Genomic DNA, 19,504 nt, shown 5'->3' on the forward strand with positions numbered 1-19,504 from the left:
TTTTATAGCAAGCTCAAATTAAAATATTATTTAAATATCTTTTCACGATGATATTGCATGAATGGTTTATGCATTGGAGAAAGTGACATTGACATATTCATGTTTAAATTATATTTAGAATAATCCTCTACAGGCAGTTTTTCAGAAATGAGTATTTTTCCATGATCATTAAAACTTATAAAACCTTGATCGAAAAGTGCATCGTGCATAACACATAATAACAGGCCATTATATGGATTTGTTTTCTCGGATGAGCTTGATAATTTCCATGGCTTAGCATGGCTAGCTCTTAATAATTCAGGTAGTTTAATTGAGCATATCGCACAATTATGAGCCCAGATATTTAATAATTTTTGCTTGTAAAGTAAATGCCCTATTCTAGCATGAGTTTGCTGAAGCACCTCTGTTCCAGTAAATTCAATTTCTTTGTTTTCTTGGATTTTGTCAAAGAAGTAGTTTGCGAGCTCAAGCGGACAAGGATATAATGAACCATTGTTAGGTGTGCCATCCTGTTGAAAGGCAGCATACATTTCGGGTAAATAATGTACAAATTCTTGTATATATTGTCTGATACGAATAGGTTTTTCGAGATTGTGGAATTCGACTATTAAAGAGAATGAATCATCCCCTTGCACACGGACTTTTTCATGGACGGTACTAATTCCTTTTATATACCCTTTTGCGTAATGAAATAATATTGCATTTTTATTTAATTCAAAAAAACGACGCAAAAAATGGGGAGAATATGATTTTGAATATATTGGAATTTGCAATTTGAACATTGAATTGTTTAAGCATACAAATTGTTCATATTCCTGATGAAGATATAAATATACCATATTCATAATTATGATTTCGCTTTCTTTTTGCGCTTTGCTTTTATCGATTCTTGTACTTTTGGTGGGATACGGCCAAGAAAATAATCTTCTATTAAATCCCAGAATTCCTGTGTTTCAAATTGTTTACGGAATATATATTTTAGCATTTCATTTGAAATGGCGTGCTTATCATAGATGCCTTGTAGGATATGATTTTTATATTTATTCGGATTTTTAGAAATGCTTTCCAACATTAAAGTGGAATTTATACGAATATAGATTTCTGGAGAACTCCCTCCACGAGTTTGATAGTTTAATCCAATAAATGCCTCTAAAATTCCAAATACAACTGTGATTTTTTCTATAATATCTGGCTGGTTTTTACCAACAAATAGTTCATAAGTACCTTCTTCTGTACTAATACAATAATCTGGTTTTATAAACTGTGTAATTAACATTTTTATTTGATTAAAGAAATCCGTATAATTTGGTCCAACTTTATAACCGCGTAGGTCATTTTCACTTATTACATTTTTTACGTTAGAGTTCCCAGTAAAGTTGTTTGTCCGGCTCATCGCTTGTAAAAATACTTGAGCTTTCGAATCAGCCAATTCCTTATCGATTTTAAAACGACGGCTTATAAAATTCCCTAAGTCTTCCTGTTTAAAGAAGGTACCTGTTAAAGCTTGGTTACCAAAGAATTCAGATAATTTTTCTAGTGTATTAAATATGGTGTGTAGTGTTGATTCTAATGACTTATTTAAAGTATAACGTAAAATCATTACTGGACGAATATGTTGTAAAAAGGGCAATTTTAAGCTTTCATCACTATTATTAAATCTCCATTTAAATTCAGGGAATGAAATGTTTTTATACTTATTTTCCCAAATGTATTTCAAATCAAATTCATAAATGGGCATCATATTTGAACTTGATTTGTCAACAATTAATGTGGCAAACTGCTCATATTTTTTCAGGTTTAATTTCTTTTGGCCTTCATTATCTACTCTATAATATTCCCGACCGAATATTCCTCGAGGTCTTGCAACAAAAGGAGAGTATTTTACTATATTTGTGAAATCTTTTTCGATTAATAATAAAGCCGTTTTTAATTTCCCATCAATATCACTATCTTCAATTTTATTTGAACTATTGAAAATATAAGCAAAATCTTCAACGTTTACTAATAAATTACGAGATTTCTTCTCTTTATAAACAGCTAAAATTTTCTCAATTACCATTAATAAGTGTGATTTACGTAATGTTGACATGCTATGCAGGCTATTTATATATGAGAAATCATGCTCTAAGTAATCAAAATAGGCATCGCCTTCAATGTTCGTACTACGAGCAGCGCGTCCAATTTCTTGTATATAATCACATACATTACCTGTAGGTGCAAAATGATATACGTTATTAATATCCTTAATATTTATTCCCATACCAAATGCTTTTGTAGCAAACATTACTTGATTTTCACCGGATTGGAATTTATTAGAGTTTGAATGTTTTTCTTCCTTTTCGAGCTTCCCATGATATTTAGTTGTTTTTTTGTATAACATTGGATGAGAACTCTCTAGATAGCTCATGAATGTATCAATTAAAGGTACAGTTGGAAAATAAACAAGTACTTTTTCGTTTTGCGAAACAAGTTTTTTTATTCTTTTAGTCATTAAATCAAACTTAATCTTACGATACTCATTTAGTGTCATTTTCTTTTCTGCAGCTTGAAGGTGAATATCTATATCATCGCGACGAACTTTTCCTAAATAGATAATGGGATCTACTAAGCCTAAACTATCACGAGTTTCTTTATACATATCTTCTTCACCACCATAAATGGCTGTAGCAGTAAATGTCGCAATTGGGAAAGGCATTTCTTTGCGAAGTTTCTGCAAATATGTACCTAAATACCAATAATCTGAACGGAAAGCTTTTCCCCATGTAGTGACAATATGTGCTTCATCAATAACAAAAAGTCCTACTTTTGTTTTATCACCAATTAAGTATCTTATATCTGAACGATTTATTAATGTTTCCGGAGAAATATATAGTATTGCAATTTCTTGATTTGCGATCCGACGTTGGATATCAATTTTTTCCGCAGGAGTAATATTAGAGTTTATGGTTGCAACATGTTTAATGCCACTTTCTTTTAATCCCTCAACTTGGTCATTCATCAAACCAATAAGAGGAGAAATTACTATGGTTAAATATTTATGTTTTTCGTGTAATATTAAAGCTGGTAATTGAAACATTAAAGATTTACCTGCCCCAGTGGATGATGTAACAAAAATATCACGTAAGCTACCTGTATTTCTTGCATTTCCTACTTGTTCTAAAATATCATCAATAATCTGTGATTGCTGTATGTTAATTGTTTCTTTTGATGTTTCAGGGTCGCAATACATTTCCAGGGAATTAAATGATGAATATCCAAAATACTTATCTAAGTAAGGAATATATTCCCGTTCATTGACACTTTTTTTAGTGAGTGCATGTTTAGTGAAAGAAAATAGTAGATTTTCACGTAATAGTTGAATAATTGCTAATCGTTGTAAATAATTGTTGTTGAATGCATCAAAATTTGTAGAGTGTACTATTTCTACATGCTTAATATTCTGGTTATTTAAAAGATTTAAGGTGAATTGAATAAAGTCGGTATCATCTTCAGATAGACTATATGTGATATCATAATTGTTTAAACCCAGATCATGCATTTCAAGGTTAGTATCAATGTTGTAATATGGTATCCATTCAATAGCATCTAAATCTGTAGTATATGCTGCAAATAGTTTAGAGTGTATTAATTTCAAGCTATTATAAAATTCTGATACATACTCGAAATTTTCGGATTTTATATTTTCATCTTCATCTTCAAAATCTAGCAATAGTTGTTGAGAGTCTTCGAAGCTATAAAAAATAGGGAAAATTCTATCATAAAAATTATTAAAAATAAAATGGGTATTGAAAAATGTTTCTATTTGTCCTTTAAAACAAAATTGATATTCTTCCATAGTTACCCATAAAAAAGGTACCTGCAGTTGGCTTTTTGTTAAGATCAGTTGGAGAATTTCACTTGATTTTTGCAACCGATTTAGATCAGTGGGAAAAGGGTAATCAAGAAATTTGTATGCAAATAGCTTAGAGACTTGTTCCGGCTCAAAACCGATGAAAACTACTAAATCTTTTTTTTCGGAATCTACTGAGGCTAACTTAATTTTAGATGAAATAACTTCTTCTAGTAAAATAGTATTCATACAATACACCTCTCAAAATGATATGATATAATTCATTATAACTATAAAAAGAATATTCTGGAAGTGATAGGATGAGGAATAGGGAAGTTAAAAATGATGATTTAGAATTTAGTTTGTTAAGTTTTATTGAAAAACATCAAAAGGAAAAACACCTTGATACAATCAATATGTTTAATTCTTTTAAAGATAATATATTCTTATTAAGTGAATTAGAGGATTCGAAAAATGAAGAATATTGTATGGGATTGATTAATCAGATAGTTAAAAATAACCAACGTCTTGTACAAAAAATTGCCAATAAATATAGAGGGCAATCAGGTACACTTAATTACGAGGATCTTGTAAATGAAGGGAATCTTGGATTGTTAAAGGCTATTGAAAAATTTGATGTATCAAAAGAAATACAATTTTCTACTTATGCTACTTGGTGGATAAGACAAGCGATTACTCGAGCAATTGCAAATAAATCATTAAATGTGCGAGTACCAGTTCAACGTTTCGAGAAAATCAGGAAAATGCGTAAACTGGAATCTAAAATGGTCACAAATTCTGATTATAATTTTGAAGCCATGTTAAACGAACTTGATATTTCAAAAGAACAGTACAATGAATTAAAACTCTATGAGGTACAATTCTTTAATATGAACTCTGTTAATGCACCTATGAGTGAAAATGATGACAGTGAACTGTTGGCTTTTATAAGTGCTAATTCAAATGATAATTTTTTGTTTACGGAATCAGAAAAAGATTTTGATGTCGAACTTTCAATAAACCAAATTTTTCTCAGGAAAGATTTAGAAAAAGCCCTTTCTTCATTGACAGATCGTGAATATAATGTGCTTTCATTAAGATTTGGGTTAGGAGATGGACATGAACATACGTTAGAAGAAATAGGTTGTATATTTGGGGTAACTCGTGAACGAATTCGTCAAATTGAGGCAAAAGCACTTAACAAGTTGCGTACACCTAATAATATTAAATTAATTTATGATTATTATATTGAATAATAATTTCTGAATTTATACATATTATGAAGTTAAAGCTACAAAGGATAATCTTAGAAAAGTAAATTTTGATTAGAGTGTCATTACTAATTTAATTAATAATATATAGAAGTAATAAAAATTAATTTAACTCATCTCAAAGTGAGGTAGAAAGTATAATCCCCACTATCCGAATTCCAAACCCTCTTCACAACGGAAGAAGAAAACTATATAAAAGAAGCAATGAAGCAGTTTAACACCTAGTTAAACTGCTTTTCCATTATAATAGAAGAAAAACCAAACGGAGGAAAATCCCATGCCAACCTACAACAAACTAATCAGAAACAAAATCCCACAAATAATAAAAGCTAACGGAAAAACCCCCACAACAAGAATCCTACCCGAAGACGAATACATAACCGAAATCTGTAACAAAACACAAGAAGAACTAACCGAATACCTAGAAGCAACAACAAAAGAACATAAACTCGAAGAACTATCCGACCTACTAGAACTAATCAACGCCCTAGCCGAACACGAAGGCACAACACTAGAAGAAATCAACAACATCCGTAAAAAGAAAGCGAAAGAACGAGGCGGCTTTTCAAATCGAGTCTTCTTAATGGAAGTAACCGATAACTAGCACCTCATAATCCCCTTACAAGCACCTACCAAGTAATAAATCACTAAGAAAAAACATAACAAAACAAAAACAACTACAAACACCGTAGTAGTAGTCAAAAAAAATTTTGAAATAACACGCCAAAAACCCACCCCTCCTTCCTATATATAGTACATAGAGGGAATTTTCATTTTTGAATGGAGACGGGAGGGATTGGGATGGCGGTGTATCGTAATGTGCAGGTGAATTTTTGGCAGGATGATTTTGTTTTGGATTTGACGCCGGAGGAGCGGTATTTTTATGTTTACTTATTAACTTGTTCGAAGACGACGCAATGCGGGATTTTTCCTTTTCCGAAGCGGTTAGCTGAGATGGAGACGGGTTATAACAGGGAGACTGTTGATAAGCTTGTGCAGCGCTTTGTTGATTATGGGAAGATTCTTTATGATGCGGATACGCGGGAGTTATTCGTTTTGAATTGGCTTCGTTATAATCCGGTGACGAATACGAATGTGGAGAAGTGTGTGCTTCGTGAGCTTAAGGGTGTGAAGAATAAGGAGTTTGTACATATGTTTCTTCAGAAGTGCGTAGAGGAGGAACTGAATGTTCCGATGCTTTTAGCTCATTTCGGTATGCCGAGTGATTTGGCGGTTCATGATGTTGATCCGGTTTGTGAAGAGGCGGAAGAAGAGGTTATAGAGGAAGAGACGGGAAGTCGCGTGTTTTCTTTTTATGAGCAACATTTTGGTAGTTTGTCTCCGTTTGCGGTGGAGGAACTGAGTGCGTGGCTGGTTGATTTGTCAGAGGAGCTTGTGCTGAAGGCTCTTCAAATTGCATTTGAGAATAATAAGCGAACGGTTGCTTATGTGAAAGGGATTTTGCGTGGCTGGCACGGGAAGGGATTTACGAAAGTGTCGGAGGTTGAGGCGGATACGGCTCAGTTTAGGAAGAAGGAGTCGTCTGTTAGTACTGGGGAGACGGAGGAGTTTTTGACGAGGTGCGAGGAGTGGGAGAAGAATGCACTGTCAGAGGAAGAGTTGCAGCGCTTTTTAGCGGAACGCGGGTGGCGGCCATGAGTATTCAAAATATGGAGGCGGAAAAGACGGTGTTAGGTTCTCTTTTAATTGATGGGGAGCTTATTAAGGAGTGCCGTTTGACGGAGCATTATTTTTCTATGCCGGTGCATAAGTCTATATTTCGGTTAATGCGAAAAATTGAAGATGAAGGGCAACCAATTGATCTTGTGACGCTCGTTTCTCGGATGAATCCTAATTTTTTGGAGAATATCGGGGGAATGGAGTATTTTATAGCATTAATAGAGGGTGTGCCTACGACTAGCAACTTTTCTTATTATGAGGGGCTTGTTCGAGGTGCGTGGAAAATGTATCAGGCTGGCGTTCTCGGGCACAAGATGGGAGAGCGTCTTATTGCGGAGAAGAATGAGAAAATTATTGGTGAGACGATTACGGCGCTTTGTGAGTTAGAGGAAAAGGACTATGTATGTGAGTTTGATTTGAAGGATGCTTTAGTTGGGCTATATGAGGAGCTTCATCAAGATACGAAAGAGAATACTGGTATTGAGACTGGTTATACATCGTTAAATAAGATGACGTGCGGATTGCAGGAAGGTGATTTTGTCGTTCTTGGAGCGCGTCCTTCTATGGGAAAAACGGCGTTTGCGTTAAATATTGCACTGCATGCGGCGAAGTCTGGAGCGGCAGTTGGATTGTTTTCGTTAGAGATGAGTAGTAAGCAATTGCTAAAAAGGCTGGCGTCTTGTGCGGGCGAAGTGTCAGGAGGTAGGCTGAAAAATCCGAAGCATCGTTTTACGATAGAAGACTGGGAAAAGGTGAGTAGGGCGTTTGCGGAGATTGGTGAGTTGCCACTTGAGATTTATGATAAGGCAGGCATTACAATGCAAGATATTTGGATGCAGACTCGTAAGTTAAAGAGGAAGCACGGTGATAAAAAGCTGTTAGTTATTGTAGATTATTTGCAGCTTATTACGGGCGATCCGAAGCATAAGGGTAATCGATTTCAAGAGATTAGTGAGATTTCTCGTAAGCTTAAGTTATTAGCGCGTGATTTACATGTTTGTATAGTAGCATTGTCACAATTGTCTCGTTCCGTAGAATCACGTCAAGATAAGCGTCCGCTTTTATCGGATTTAAGAGAGACGGGACAAATTGAGCAAGATGCGGATGTCATTATGCTTATGTATCGTGAGGATTATTATGATAAGGAAACGATGCAGAAAGAGATGACGGAGATCCATGTGGCGAAGCATCGGAATGGACCTGTGGGTAGTTTTAAGCTGAGGTTTTTGAAGGAGTTTGGGCGGTTTGTGGAAGGGGGGAATTAAGTGCTGAGAAAAAAGTTGCGAATCATTATATTACTTGTTTTGGTTGTCGGAATAGGCGTAATTGGTTATAGATTACTAGGCCCTTTTATAGATGGGCGAAGTATTATTATAGCCATACTGCTTTTACAGATCTTTCAAATGAATCGATTGGAAAGATGAAGCTTCATGATAATATTTCTAAAGATTCTTTTAGAGAACAATATGGTGAGCCTATCGGCAAGAAAGAGAACGTATTATATGATTATTACTCTTGGGAGAACGGAGTAGAAACGGCTTCGATTATGAAAGGAAAAGAGAAGGGGAAGATTGTTCGTTTAATAATTGGAGAAAATACAGACCTTAAGACGGCAAAAGGGATCGGGCTTGGTAGTACGAAGCAGGATGTTATTAATTCGTACGGTTCGAATTATTATGAACGGACGGAACAGGGTACTACTATTATTGGCTATGCTGATCATAAACTTCATATAACAATTGAGTTTTGGTTAGGAGAAGGGAAGGTAGGGCATATTCGTTTGGACGATGCGGATGTTGAATAAGAGCAGTGTTTATATTACGCCTTTTTTATGTCTTGTGACATAATGTGACAAATTTTGAGTCGGAGCTTTGTTAAGATTGGCTTGGGAATATTGCGTTATATGTAATGGGAGGTAATTAAAATATTAAAAAAGTTAGGGATAATTGTTTGAGGTAGTGCTTTGGGATTAAATTTAGTAGCTTGTGATGATTCTATAAAAGAAGCTGCTAATAAGACAGGTGATCCTTTAACTGGTGACGGTGGGGATACATACGAAGATGGGATCGCGAAGTTTGGAGAACCGGATAATAAAGCGGAATCTCAAGCTGGGGATATTAAAATGATTATTGCTAGATGGTCAAAAAATATTAATGGTGACCTTGGAGCGAATGTTAATGTTACATTTACTGAAAAAGATGGACAAAAACTTGCTACGAGCAAAGCACAAATGGGAATGAAATAAAGGAAGGATAGGATATTCAAAATGAAACGTACAACAGAATTTGTATTAGGACTTATTGGTGGTATTTTCGGTATTTTATGCGCATTTATTGCGTTATTTATTGGTGGGCTTGGTTCTGCTTTAGATGCGGATGGAGCCAATACACTTATCGGTTTAGGATGGGGAAGTGTTCTTCTCTCTATATTAGGAATTTGTGGATCTGTTGTAGTGAAGAATAGAGCTAAGCTTGGCGGTGCGATGATGACAATCGCTGCAGTTGGTGGATTAATTTGTATTTCTTTCTTTTATATTTTACCAGCCATTCTCCTATTTATTGGTGGGCTAATGGGGATTTTGCGTAAAGAGAAAGTGCTAGTTTCTGCATAATGAAGGGGAACTGTTATATGCAGTTCATCTAGTCTATGTAAAACAATAGGTTGAAAATCTAAATGCCCGACTATTATATGGAATAATAGTCGGGCATTTGTTTTTTCTAATGAACCGCAGATGTATGTAGTTACCTATTCTATATTCTTTTTATAACTCACCCGCAACAACCCCTTAAAATCCACCTCAGCAATCAACACACTTAACAGTATAAGCGTTGCCCCTAAGTATCCTTTCCCTGTGAGCGTTTCACCTGTGAAGAAGAAGGCAAACCCTGCGGAAAAGACAGGTTCTAATGAAAAGATAAGTCCTGTATGTGTAGGCGTAGTGTATTGCTGGGCGATAACTTGCACAATGAATGCGACTGCGGTGCAAAATATGCTTAAGGCTAAGATGATCAGCCATGAGTCGATAGTGCCAGGAAGTTTTGGGGTTTCCATCACTAATGAAAAAATAAGACTAAATAGGCCGACAAAACCAAGTTGTACTACCCCAAGTGCAATTGAATTCACATGTTTCGTTACGCTTCCAGTAATGATGACGTGAATCGCATAAAATAAGGCAGACAGTATGCAAAAGATATCGCCGTTACCGATCTTGAATTCACTAGTTAATGTTAGTAAGCCGATTCCTATTATCGTTAACACAATTCCTAATATAACTTTCTTTTCAGGAATGTGTTTTAAAAATATAGCTGATAATATTGGAATGAAAATGACTGTGAGACATAGTAAGAAACCTGCATTAGATACACTTGTATACTTTGTACCGAATGTCGCAAAAATATAGACGATAAATAAAACGGAAGCCAATATAAATGCATATTTTACAGTTTTAAAATCAACTTTGAATAAATGTTTGTAAAATATTAAACCTGATAAAAGAAAGGCAATAATAAATCGTAATGCGATTAAATTATATTCTTCTATGTCATCAAGTCCAAGCTTTGTAAGTAGGATGGATGCACCCCAAAAAAATGTAACTAGTAGTAGCATTAAATCAGCTTTTAATTGAATTCTCATTTCTATTCCCTCGTTATGTATAATTTGTAATACCCGTAGCTCCATTGTTTATTTTAATATTAATTCTGAATATTTGGAACAAAAATTTATCGACGCATTTTTCTCCATCAAATGGTGTGGAATCAAAAACGAAATCATACCAATTGATGGACGATGTGATGAAGCCTTTTAATCCTCTTTTGAAGCGATTTTATGAGTAGCTTGGAAGAGCGATGGTGCGAGTTGGGAAAGATGGATATTCCCATTCGGTTATTGAAAGTTCGGATTTGAAGAAGCTCGGTATGTAATAGTATGTATATAAAAAAACGCCTATTTCATATGGGCGTTTTTTTGATGTTGAAGTTATTCCTTTTCAAACTGAAAAATATCCCGATTAATGAGTTGGTGGAAATGTTGATCCATTTCTGCCGCAGAAACTTTTCTTTCATTTTGAAACCACCATGTGCTTAATGAGGTGATTACTCCTGAATAAAATTCAGTGATTAAATCATTTGGCATCGTATGGTTTTTGCAAAGTTGATTTAACGCTTCTGTTTCTTGTTTTCTTGTTTCGTGACTTAAATAATGTATGCGGCTATTAAATTGTTCATCAGACATTTGCGTCTCTAATATTTTACCGATTTCTTCATGATGTAGGAATTGTTCCATTACTTGAAATGGCTTACTTAAACGATATGAAATCGGTATTTCAGCAATCATCGTTCCATATCGTTTAAATCCAAATGCTAATAAAGCATCTTTATCTTCAAAATGTTTATAAAAGGTTGTTCGGTGTACCATCGCGCGATCACATATTTGGTTAATGGTGATAGAACTATATTTCTGTTTTGATTGCGTCATTAATTCAAATAAGGAATCCCACAGTAATTTATGTGTACGTCTAATACGTAAATCAAGCTGTTTTTCACTATCGTTCATCTACAATTCTCCTTTTTTGTAGATTAAATATACAATGGTTTTAAATTGATTCTCCCTTTTTAATCTACATATGTATATTATATTACATGTGTTCCGGTTTATCCCGCATTAACGGGCAGTAAAACTCCCACCTCAAAATTCGGCTGGAGCAAAGAAGTTAGGTGGGAGATCAACTGCCCGTAAAAGCCCGATTGGTTCAACTAATAATCAGTGGGGGATGAACAACCCCCCCACTGATTAAAGTTTCACTTTATATAAAGCATTTTAAGTAAAAAACAGGAGGAGAATCAATACATGAATATGACAACTAAGAGCCCTGCAAGTGGCAAAGTTGATACTTCTAATATGAAACATACGCCCATTTTAATTGCATTACTTTTAGGGGCAATGGTTGCATTATTAAACGAAACATTACTTGGTAATGCGTTAACGGTATTAATGAAAGAATTTGACGTAACAGCTTCAACAATCCAATGGCTTTCTACAGCATACATGTTAGTAGTGGGTGTGCTGGTACCGATTACAGCGTTACTTCAGCAATGGCTCACAACGAGACAAATGTTCTTGATCGCTATGGTAACATTTTTAGTCGGTACATTAATTGCGGGATTTGCACCGACATTTTCCGTTTTATTAGTCGGCCGTATCGTCCAAGCAGTAGCGACGGGGTTAATTTCACCGTTATTAATGAATACGATTTTAATTATTTGTCCACCTGAAAAACGTGGTGCCACGATGGGGTTAATCGCACTCGTTATGATGTCAGCTCCAGCAATTGGTCCTACATTATCTGGAGTAATCGTTGATTCATTGAATTGGCGCTGGTTATTCTACTTTGTCGTTCCAATCGTAATTATTTCCATTGTAATTGGAATGAAGTACATTCAAAATGTTTCAGAGTTAACAAGGCCAAAAGTAGATTATCCATCTATTCTTTTATCGACGTTAGGATTTGGCGGGATTGTGTATAGCTTTAGTGCATCAGGTGACTTAGGGTGGTCTGATCCGAAAGTGTATGGTGTTTTAATTGTTGGGCTTATATCACTATGTATTTTTGTCGTGCGACAATTAAAAATCGATAATCCAATTTTAGAACTACGTGCTTTTAAAGTTCCGATGTTTACAATATCAGTTGGATTAATCGTCATTGTTATGATGTCGTTATTTTCAACGATGACTTTATTACCGATGTTCTTGCAAACAGTTTTACTCGTTACAGCTTTTAAATCAGGAATTATAATGCTTCCGGGAAGTATTATTAGCGCCATAATGGGACCAATCGCAGGTAAACTATTTGATAAATTTAGCCCGAAAGTTGTTATCGTTCCCGGTATTGTGTTAGTAGGGATTGCAATGTTCTTATTTAAAGGCATTACTCCTGACACATCAATGGTACAAATTATTATTATGCATAGCGTATTAATGGTTGGACTCATGTTTGTAATGACAGCACAAACATACGGTTTAAATCAATTAACACCAGATTTATATCCGCACGGAACAGCACTGTTTAATACGTTACAGCAAGTAGCTGGCGCAATTGGTACGGCTATCTTTATTTCGAAAATGTCTTCAGGAACAACTCAGTATATGGAAAGCTCAGCAAATCCAATGGATCTAGTAGAGAAGTTAAACGGTTTAACATCTGGATTCCAAGGTGCATTTACACTAGGGTTAATCTTTATTGTTGTTGCTTTTATCGTATCGCTATTCTTAAAAGAAGAGAAAAAGGGAGTAGAAGCAGCGGGGGTTTTACAGAACGAAAATTAAGGTTCATATATGAAAGCTATGGTAAAGTTTTCAAAATAAAAAGGAGGTGTCACTGAGTCAAATAAATCGACTTATAGGACAGCTCCTTTTAAGTTTTAGGAACTAAAGATGCTTCAATGATGTATCGATCTGGAGCATCGCCGATGTAGTTGAAAGGGTAACATGTTGTTAATGTTAATGTCGGTGTATCTTTCTCTACAATAACGGTACGATCTTCCGCGTCTGTTATCCAATGTTTGTTAATGTTGTATGTATAGGTATTATTTTCGTATTCTACAATAAGTTGGTCATTTTCTTTTAGCTGATCTAGTTCGGTAAATACAGTATCTCGATGGCCACTTAAAACTGTATGGCCATTTCCAGATGGTGCAGTCGTTAATTCACTTACAAACATGCCCACACCTTTTTTTAGTACTTTATCGTCAGCTCCCCAATATATGGAGTATTTCTTTTGTATTTTAGGAATGATTAAATATGCTACTTTTTGACCTAATTGATGATTTACTTCTGAAGACGGAATTTGCACAATTTCTTCGTGGGTTTGAGGAGTTTCTATTGTATCGTTCTTGTCTTCAGGAGGTGCTGTGATTGGTGTTTGAGTTTCGTATTTCTTTATTTCACTAGATGCTAAAGATTCGGCCGAGCTTCTAGCACTATACCATTCTATAAAACAATAAGAAAAAATCGAAATTCCAACTATAAATAAACATAACCCTATCCATTGATTTATTTTCATTTATATCACTCCATTTTAAAAGGACAGGGGAATCCTGTCCTTTAAAGGAATTATTTTACGCGTTTGTTTTTTTACGACGGAACATTAATACAGATCCAATTGCAGCTAAACCTAAGCTTGCTAACATCATTGTAACACCATTTGATGCTGTGTTTGGCAATTTTTCGCCTTGTTTTTTGTTTTCTGTTTTCACAGCTGTATTTGTGTCTTTCTTTGTTTCTTTTGCAGTTGTTTGAGTTTTAGTTTGTTCTTGCTTTTTGTTTTCTTGTTTAGCAGGTTCCTGTTTAGTATTCTCTTGTTTAGCAGGTTCTTGCTTAGTATTTTCTTGTTTAGTTTGTTCTTGTGGTTTGTTTTCTTCTTGTTTAGTAGTTTGTTTACTAGCTATAAATTGGTCATAATCCCCTTTTTTCACTTCACAAGGTAAGCCATCGTTGTCACGGTCTAGATCGTGAGGATCGTTAGTTGCGCTATATCCATTGCTATGCCAGAACTCCATAACTTCTTGTTTGTTGTTGAAGTGACCGCAGTTCTTATCGTTTGGATTTTTTGCTGCAAATGCAGAAGAACTGTACCCCACAGTTAAAAGTGTGAACGCTGTTGCTGAAACTAATAATTTTTTCATGAATTTCTCCCTTTTCCCAATATTATGTAGTACATTGAAATATTTTACATTCTAATATTTAAAAATACAATAGAAAAAATTAAGAAATGTAAGATTTTTTAAAAAATATATTTTTGTAACGTCATACGGTAACAATTGTCTCTAAACGTAAAATTTCTCGAAAATGTCTTCAGGAACGACTAAGTATATGGAAAGCTCCGCAAATCCAATGGATCCAGTAGAGAAGTTAAACGGTTTAACATCGGGATTCCAAGGTGCATTTACACTTGGGTTAATCTTTATCGTTATTGCTTTTATCGTATCTTTGTTCTTAAAAGAAGAGAAAGAGGGAGTAAAGGCAGCGGGGGTTTTACAGAACGAAAATTAAGGTTCATATAAAAAAGACATCTTTACGAGATGTCTTTTTACATTTCTTTCGTAATATCATACTGCAATAATTGCCGCTGATCATAAAATTTTTCAAAAATAATGCCCATTACGTAGAAGAACAACAGACCGAAGCAAATGTGAATGAGCGTAAAGGTAGCTCCGAATGAAGAAAATTCATACACCATAATTGGTAATTTCGCAGTTGTCCAAACGCCTAAGAAAAATACGATGTATCTAATGCTTGCGCCTTTTTTTAATAGTAGTGCTGCAATCGGAAAGGCAACATAGAGGGGACCAGCTGCAATTCCGCCTAATAATAGAGAAAATAAGATGCCATATATGCCGGACTTTTCTCCCATATATTTCATTAGCGTTTCTTTCTTCACCCACTGATCAAGTAACCCTACAAATACTAGGACAGGGGGGAGTAGAAACAGCATATCTAAAATGCTATTCCCTGTTAATTGTAATGCGCTCCATCCTAAAGATTGGTTTATAAAAGTTAATAAGAGGAGCCCAAACAGTAATATGAAAAAGAAGCGATATCTTTTTAGTTCCTTCATACCATCACCACCCAAATGATATATGAGAATAGGAGTGACATGAGTAATGCAGATGCATTACGAGCGTAAGCAAAGCTTCGTCCGAATATCTTTTGTTCCATTGGCAAGGTTGTCATTCCTACTGACATTAATGTAGACATGAGTGCCGCAACTTGAGGAAGGCCTGCGCCGTGCTGTATTAACGTATTACCAAGTGGGAACACGACAAAGCTTGGAATAAGTGCCACAGATCCGAGTATTGCTGAATAAATAATACCTAAAAATCCGGACTGTTCTCCAATGATAGAAGAGATGAAGGACGGTGTTAAGATAGAAAGTGATAGTCCGACGAAAAGCATAATGGAGAGCATGGCAGGGAGGAGGTTTCGAAATGTTTTCCATGATTTTAATAGGGCAGCTTTCGTTTTATTCCGATCCTTCATAAAAGAAATCCCCGTAAGAACAATGGCCAAAGTGTAAAGGATAGCGCCATTAATCATGATAAGATTCCTTTAAGTCTTTATATTTGTCTAAGAAAAATGATAAGTTTTTCATTTTTTCCTCAATATCCATTTGAAAATCTGCTAATTGTTCTTTTCCGGCTGTAGTAATTTTGTACATCTTTCTCGGCTTATCTGGAACTGATGTACTTACATAAGATTCAATAGCACCTTCGTTTTCTAATTTCTTCAGCGTGCGGTAAAGGATGGCACTATCGATTGGATTGACCGGAAGTTCTTCTTCACATTTCTGAAGTAGTTGCCCGCCATAGTTATCACCTTCTGCTAAAAATAACAAAAGAAATGCACCTGTGTGTCTTCCTGTATGTTTCATGAATATACCTCCTAGAATGAATTGGAATATATACTGTTAATGACAGTATACTGTTGTTAACAGTATATGGTGCATGAAGTGCTATGTCAATTTTAAAATGTGCAATTCAAATGTTACTGATTAGAAATGGTGACCCCTATTCTAATCTTGTTAAATAACAAAATAAAAGCCTACTGTTTTCTTGTGACAGTGGCTTTCATAGTTGGTAAACTACTATATTACGCTTAGGGAATCTCGCACTTTGATAGTAACACATATATGTTAGATGTATATTGAGAAATAAAAAAAAGACACTCTCAAGAGTGCCTCTTATTAGCAGCCGATTCCGCCTCCCCAACAGCTAGCTCCAACGATGATTAATAAGATAAAGAGCACAACAAGTAATGCGAATCCGCCGCCAAAACCACAGCCTCCACCACAACTACCACCATAGCCCATATTAACTCCTCCTTCCATAAAGTCCATATATTAATGGATTTATTTCACTTTATGTTTTTACGGATAAACTTGAGCAGGTCCTTTTGAAAAATAAAAGTACTCGGTATTTTAAGAGAGTTGACGAACCTATTTTTGTCACGAGTATTACGCTTATTACATATGGTATTTTATTCTGTGCATTGTGGGAAAGGAGATCGTTATGGCTAATTCTGAGATGATATTACGTTTACTTACGGATTTAAAGATTGAACAGCAAGCGTTAAGAGAGCAGTTGGAGAAAATGCAAACAGCTTTGACTATTCTTGAAGAAAAACCAACTACTCCTGAAGAAAAACCAGCTGTTACAAAGCAACGCGGACATTCTGGGTTTCCAACATCTTTTCGTGATTGGAGAGCATCTTCTCAAAAGAATTAAGGAATCCTGTTATAGTAAGTTATACAAAGTCACAAATGAAAAAGTACAGTCTACTGTAGTTAATACAGAGGCTGTACTTTTTGTTATGTTAGTATAAGTTGTGATAGGCGGTTTGTATTTTCTTTGACTATTCCACCTTTAACTCGATCCCTTTATCCAACATATCTCCATTAATTTTCAAAGTTAATCCTTGCGTCTTTTTCGGTACATCGAATACAATGTTCCCTTCCAAATTTTCACTAGGATTAAGAACACCAAATTTAAATGTAGCGGTATTTGCAGCTTTAAGTACTAATTGAGATTCATTAGAAATGTGATATTCTCTTCCGGTACCGTCAATTAATTTAAAGTTGTTGCTATTTAGTGTAATGGGTTCCTCGTGACCATTATGTACTCTGACGTCTAATACTTTAAATACACCTTGTGCTTTAACTTCTCCATTACCTATAACATCTAATGAATCGACAGAGCCTATTGATATGTATACACCAGAAGAATCTTCATGGGTGGGAAGCTCTTTTTGAGGATCCTTGTTGCTAAGTTCATCATTTTTTGTTTCTTTAGAAGTCTCCTGTTCGTTTTTCGTGTTACTGCTAGATGTATCATGTGAACTGCAAGCTGATAATCCAAACAAGAATGTGCTACATAATAATGATGTTACTAACTTTTTGTTCATAGTTTGTTCCTCCAAAATAGAAGTACTTTTATGGGTGCCATAATGATTTAATAAATCTATATTTTTCTTTATATGTACTAAATGTTACATCTTATTATATTGTTTTTGGGATAAAAAGGAAAATTAATAAGAATTTCTCCGACTGGATACTCGTTTGCCGTTTTTTTATAAAGAGATATTTAATGATCTATAACACTCCAAACAGTTTCATCACTATCTTGGTCCCAATAAGCATATAACTCGCTTACTTTTCCTTTCGCGTTGCTTGCTTGTTCATCTTCTAACCAATTTCCAACATCTTCTGTTTTAAAATATTTTTCTTGAATGAAAGCTAAATAATGTTTAGTGTCATTTCCCCAACTGTTAATAAAAGAGAGTATTTTGTTAACATCTTCGTAGAATACATCGTCACTTACAGAAGCACCCTTATATTTCATTTCTACGGCTGCTAATACTCTAATTACACAATCTTTTAAATGATAGTCTTCAACTGCTATTGAATCAATTTCAACAATAGCTAAGTCAATTCTTTCGCCATTAATATAGTATTCTGTAAATATTCGTAAATTATTATTTTTTAGGAAGTCTTCTCCTAGTCTGTTTCTTAAATGAAAGTAAAAAGCATTTTTCAATGAATCTTCCTTTAGAAGGAAGTTGTTAGCATAATCAATTTTTAAGTCTTCTAACCAAACTTTTTTTATAGCTGTATCAATGCTTTCGAAAATTCCATTACCCATCATTAAATCCCCCGATTTTTAACATGAAAAATAAATGTAAATAAAAAAGACACTGTAAAGTGTCTTTTTTATTTACGTTATGCGCATTGCTTAATAAGACGTTAGTTACTCATCCTGAACATGAGTAACTATGTAGGATAATTAAATTATAACATTTTAACCAATAATGGGTCTATATGGAATTTGTAAAATGGTTAATGTTTGGGTATTTGGAATTAAATATGTGATGTAGTATTGTTGTTTGTCTAAAGGAATTGTAAATGATAAGGATAGTGAAGGAACAGGCTCGTTAAAAAGATCGAAGAAGAATAGTTTCAATTGGTATAAAGAAGTAATTGAAAAGAATGGTGAAAGCCTGAAATATTAAGTATAAAAAGAAGATATCAATTAAGATGTCTTCTTTTGTACAATGGTAAGTCAAGGAGGGAGACAGATTTCCCTTTACACGAACATAAAGGTATAATATAGTTTAGTTAAGTTAACTAAACTAAACTATATAATGGAACGAAATATCAGCATGATCGGAGGAAGAATGCTATGACTAGATCGTATAAAGAAGTAATTAATGAAATGAATCGAGCCTACAATGACTTCTACATTTTACTATTTCAGGAGTTAAAGGATGAGTTCGGTCTTACAGGACAGCAAGAGAGCATGCTATTTCATATCAATTTAAATGAAAACACGACAGCAAATCACATTGCGAGCACTTTTAATATATCGAAAAGTGCCGTTAGCCAAGTTTTATCTAAATTGGAAAAACAGAAGATGATTTCGAAACAAGTAAACCCTAATAATAAACGGGAGTATTTCCTTACACTTGGTCCAAATGGTAGTAAGTATATAGAGCGGTTGTCTGAGTTAGATGATGTATTAATTGAGAAATACTTTTCTAAAATCGATATAAATGCTTTAGAGCAAATGACTGATACATTAACGAAAATAAATAAAGTTATATTAGAAGAAAAACAGAAGGACATTGATCCGACTGAGTAAGAAACACTATATGAAGTGGATAGTTGAAAGGAGGAAAA

Annotated in this window: 21 protein-coding genes and 3 pseudogenes; 12 read left to right on the forward strand and 12 right to left on the reverse strand. The window is 34.6% G+C overall.

Annotation, left to right across the window (positions count from 1 at the left end):
* Nucleotides 1–26: 26 nt before the first annotated feature.
* Both EXW56_RS04780 and EXW56_RS04785 read right to left on the reverse strand, forming a co-directional pair.
* Entirely contained in the window at nucleotides 27–845 is an 819-nt protein-coding gene (locus tag EXW56_RS04780) for an HNH endonuclease (protein ID WP_215597242.1), read from the reverse strand.
* 2 nt (nucleotides 846–847) lie between these two features.
* Nucleotides 848–4,078: a DEAD/DEAH box helicase gene (locus EXW56_RS04785; RefSeq protein WP_215597243.1), complete on the reverse strand. Its 3,231-nt coding sequence runs from the start codon at nucleotides 4,076–4,078 to the stop codon at nucleotides 848–850.
* Between the two features lie 239 nt (nucleotides 4,079–4,317).
* On the opposite strand from EXW56_RS04785, the gene EXW56_RS04790 reads away from it, so the two are divergent.
* The 8 genes and pseudogenes from EXW56_RS04790 (at nucleotide 4,318) to EXW56_RS04825 (ending at nucleotide 9,391) form a co-directional block, all read left to right on the forward strand.
* A complete protein-coding gene (locus EXW56_RS04790) occupies nucleotides 4,318–5,085 on the forward strand; it encodes a sigma-70 family RNA polymerase sigma factor (RefSeq protein ID WP_435868469.1) in 768 nt (255 codons plus the stop codon).
* A gap of 159 nt (nucleotides 5,086–5,244) precedes the next feature.
* Nucleotides 5,245–5,325: pseudogene (locus EXW56_RS04795) on the forward strand (MerR family transcriptional regulator); the annotation flags it as partial.
* Between the two features lie 52 nt (nucleotides 5,326–5,377).
* Complete coding sequence (locus tag EXW56_RS04800) at nucleotides 5,378–5,704, forward strand: nucleoside triphosphate pyrophosphohydrolase (RefSeq protein ID WP_215597245.1); 327 nt, start codon at nucleotides 5,378–5,380, stop codon at nucleotides 5,702–5,704.
* Between the two features lie 197 nt (nucleotides 5,705–5,901).
* On the forward strand, nucleotides 5,902–6,759 hold the full coding sequence (locus EXW56_RS04805) for a DnaD domain-containing protein (protein WP_215597246.1): 858 nt from the start codon (nucleotides 5,902–5,904) through the stop codon (nucleotides 6,757–6,759).
* Complete coding sequence (gene dnaB / locus EXW56_RS04810) at nucleotides 6,756–8,045, forward strand: replicative DNA helicase (RefSeq protein ID WP_215597247.1); 1,290 nt, start codon at nucleotides 6,756–6,758, stop codon at nucleotides 8,043–8,045. Before EXW56_RS04805 ends, dnaB begins: the two co-directional genes overlap by 4 nt.
* Nucleotides 8,046–8,584, forward strand: a pseudogene (locus tag EXW56_RS04815) (hypothetical protein).
* 159 nt (nucleotides 8,585–8,743) lie between these two features.
* Nucleotides 8,744–9,025: a hypothetical protein gene (locus EXW56_RS04820; RefSeq protein ID WP_215597248.1), complete on the forward strand. Its 282-nt coding sequence runs from the start codon at nucleotides 8,744–8,746 to the stop codon at nucleotides 9,023–9,025.
* A gap of 21 nt (nucleotides 9,026–9,046) precedes the next feature.
* Nucleotides 9,047–9,391, forward strand: coding sequence for a DUF4064 domain-containing protein (locus EXW56_RS04825; RefSeq protein ID WP_002159069.1), 345 nt, complete (start codon nucleotides 9,047–9,049; stop codon nucleotides 9,389–9,391).
* 134 nt (nucleotides 9,392–9,525) lie between these two features.
* Here the strand turns inward: EXW56_RS04825 and EXW56_RS04830 are convergent, their stop codons facing one another.
* Both EXW56_RS04830 and EXW56_RS04835 read right to left on the reverse strand, forming a co-directional pair.
* Complete coding sequence (locus tag EXW56_RS04830; RefSeq protein ID WP_002201555.1) at nucleotides 9,526–10,413, reverse strand: DMT family transporter; 888 nt, start codon at nucleotides 10,411–10,413, stop codon at nucleotides 9,526–9,528.
* A gap of 342 nt (nucleotides 10,414–10,755) precedes the next feature.
* Nucleotides 10,756–11,331, reverse strand: a complete 576-nt coding sequence (locus EXW56_RS04835) for a TetR/AcrR family transcriptional regulator (RefSeq protein WP_215597249.1) — start codon at nucleotides 11,329–11,331, stop codon at nucleotides 10,756–10,758.
* A 294-nt stretch (nucleotides 11,332–11,625) separates the two neighbouring features.
* On the opposite strand from EXW56_RS04835, the gene EXW56_RS04840 reads away from it, so the two are divergent.
* A complete protein-coding gene (locus EXW56_RS04840) occupies nucleotides 11,626–13,101 on the forward strand; it encodes an MDR family MFS transporter (RefSeq protein WP_215597250.1) in 1,476 nt (491 codons plus the stop codon).
* A gap of 88 nt (nucleotides 13,102–13,189) precedes the next feature.
* Here EXW56_RS04840 and EXW56_RS04845 read toward each other — a convergent pair whose 3' ends face one another.
* Together EXW56_RS04845 and EXW56_RS04850 are read right to left on the reverse strand one after the other, a co-directional pair.
* Nucleotides 13,190–13,837 (reverse strand): class D sortase, encoded by a 648-nt coding sequence (locus EXW56_RS04845; protein WP_215597251.1) that lies wholly within the window; start codon nucleotides 13,835–13,837, stop codon nucleotides 13,190–13,192.
* Nucleotides 13,838–13,892: 55 nt separating this feature from the next.
* Complete coding sequence (locus tag EXW56_RS04850) at nucleotides 13,893–14,459, reverse strand: excalibur calcium-binding domain-containing protein (protein ID WP_078179756.1); 567 nt, start codon at nucleotides 14,457–14,459, stop codon at nucleotides 13,893–13,895.
* 157 nt (nucleotides 14,460–14,616) lie between these two features.
* Between EXW56_RS04850 and EXW56_RS04855 the strand changes: the two are divergent.
* Nucleotides 14,617–14,826: pseudogene (locus EXW56_RS04855) on the forward strand (MFS transporter); the annotation flags it as partial.
* 37 nt (nucleotides 14,827–14,863) lie between these two features.
* On the opposite strand, the gene EXW56_RS04860 reads toward EXW56_RS04855, so the two are convergent.
* From EXW56_RS04860 to EXW56_RS04875, 4 genes are all read right to left on the reverse strand, one after another.
* Nucleotides 14,864–15,391, reverse strand: a complete 528-nt coding sequence (locus tag EXW56_RS04860) for a permease (protein ID WP_002201551.1) — start codon at nucleotides 15,389–15,391, stop codon at nucleotides 14,864–14,866.
* Nucleotides 15,388–15,870, reverse strand: a complete 483-nt coding sequence (locus tag EXW56_RS04865; protein ID WP_215597252.1) for a hypothetical protein — start codon at nucleotides 15,868–15,870, stop codon at nucleotides 15,388–15,390. Before EXW56_RS04865 ends, EXW56_RS04860 begins: the two co-directional genes overlap by 4 nt.
* Nucleotides 15,863–16,204: a PadR family transcriptional regulator gene (locus EXW56_RS04870; protein ID WP_002202937.1), complete on the reverse strand. Its 342-nt coding sequence runs from the start codon at nucleotides 16,202–16,204 to the stop codon at nucleotides 15,863–15,865. The genes EXW56_RS04865 and EXW56_RS04870 overlap by 8 nt, the downstream gene beginning before the upstream one ends.
* Nucleotides 16,205–16,516: 312 nt before the next feature.
* Nucleotides 16,517–16,642, reverse strand: a complete 126-nt coding sequence (locus EXW56_RS04875; protein ID WP_000540378.1) for a YjcZ family sporulation protein — start codon at nucleotides 16,640–16,642, stop codon at nucleotides 16,517–16,519.
* 199 nt (nucleotides 16,643–16,841) lie between these two features.
* Here EXW56_RS04875 and EXW56_RS04880 point away from each other — a divergent pair, with 199 nt between their 5' ends.
* Nucleotides 16,842–17,057 carry a hypothetical protein gene (locus tag EXW56_RS04880; protein ID WP_002201549.1) on the forward strand — a complete coding sequence of 72 codons (216 nt, stop codon included), beginning with the start codon at nucleotides 16,842–16,844 and terminating at the stop codon, nucleotides 17,055–17,057.
* A gap of 127 nt (nucleotides 17,058–17,184) precedes the next feature.
* Here the strand turns inward: EXW56_RS04880 and EXW56_RS04885 are convergent, their stop codons facing one another.
* On the reverse strand, nucleotides 17,185–17,733 hold the full coding sequence (locus EXW56_RS04885; RefSeq protein ID WP_215597253.1) for a DUF4352 domain-containing protein: 549 nt from the start codon (nucleotides 17,731–17,733) through the stop codon (nucleotides 17,185–17,187).
* Nucleotides 17,734–17,912: 179 nt separating this feature from the next.
* Nucleotides 17,913–18,470: a hypothetical protein gene (locus EXW56_RS04890; protein ID WP_252197279.1), complete on the reverse strand. Its 558-nt coding sequence runs from the start codon at nucleotides 18,468–18,470 to the stop codon at nucleotides 17,913–17,915.
* Nucleotides 18,471–19,007: 537 nt separating this feature from the next.
* Between EXW56_RS04890 and EXW56_RS04895 the strand changes: the two genes are divergently transcribed.
* Nucleotides 19,008–19,466, forward strand: a complete 459-nt coding sequence (locus EXW56_RS04895; protein ID WP_070139655.1) for a MarR family winged helix-turn-helix transcriptional regulator — start codon at nucleotides 19,008–19,010, stop codon at nucleotides 19,464–19,466.
* The last annotated feature ends 38 nt before the right edge of the window (nucleotides 19,467–19,504 follow it).

The sequence above is a fragment of the Bacillus mycoides genome, assembly GCF_018742245.1.
In the GTDB taxonomy this organism is placed as follows: Bacteria; Bacillota; Bacilli; order Bacillales; family Bacillaceae_G; genus Bacillus_A; species Bacillus_A cereus_U.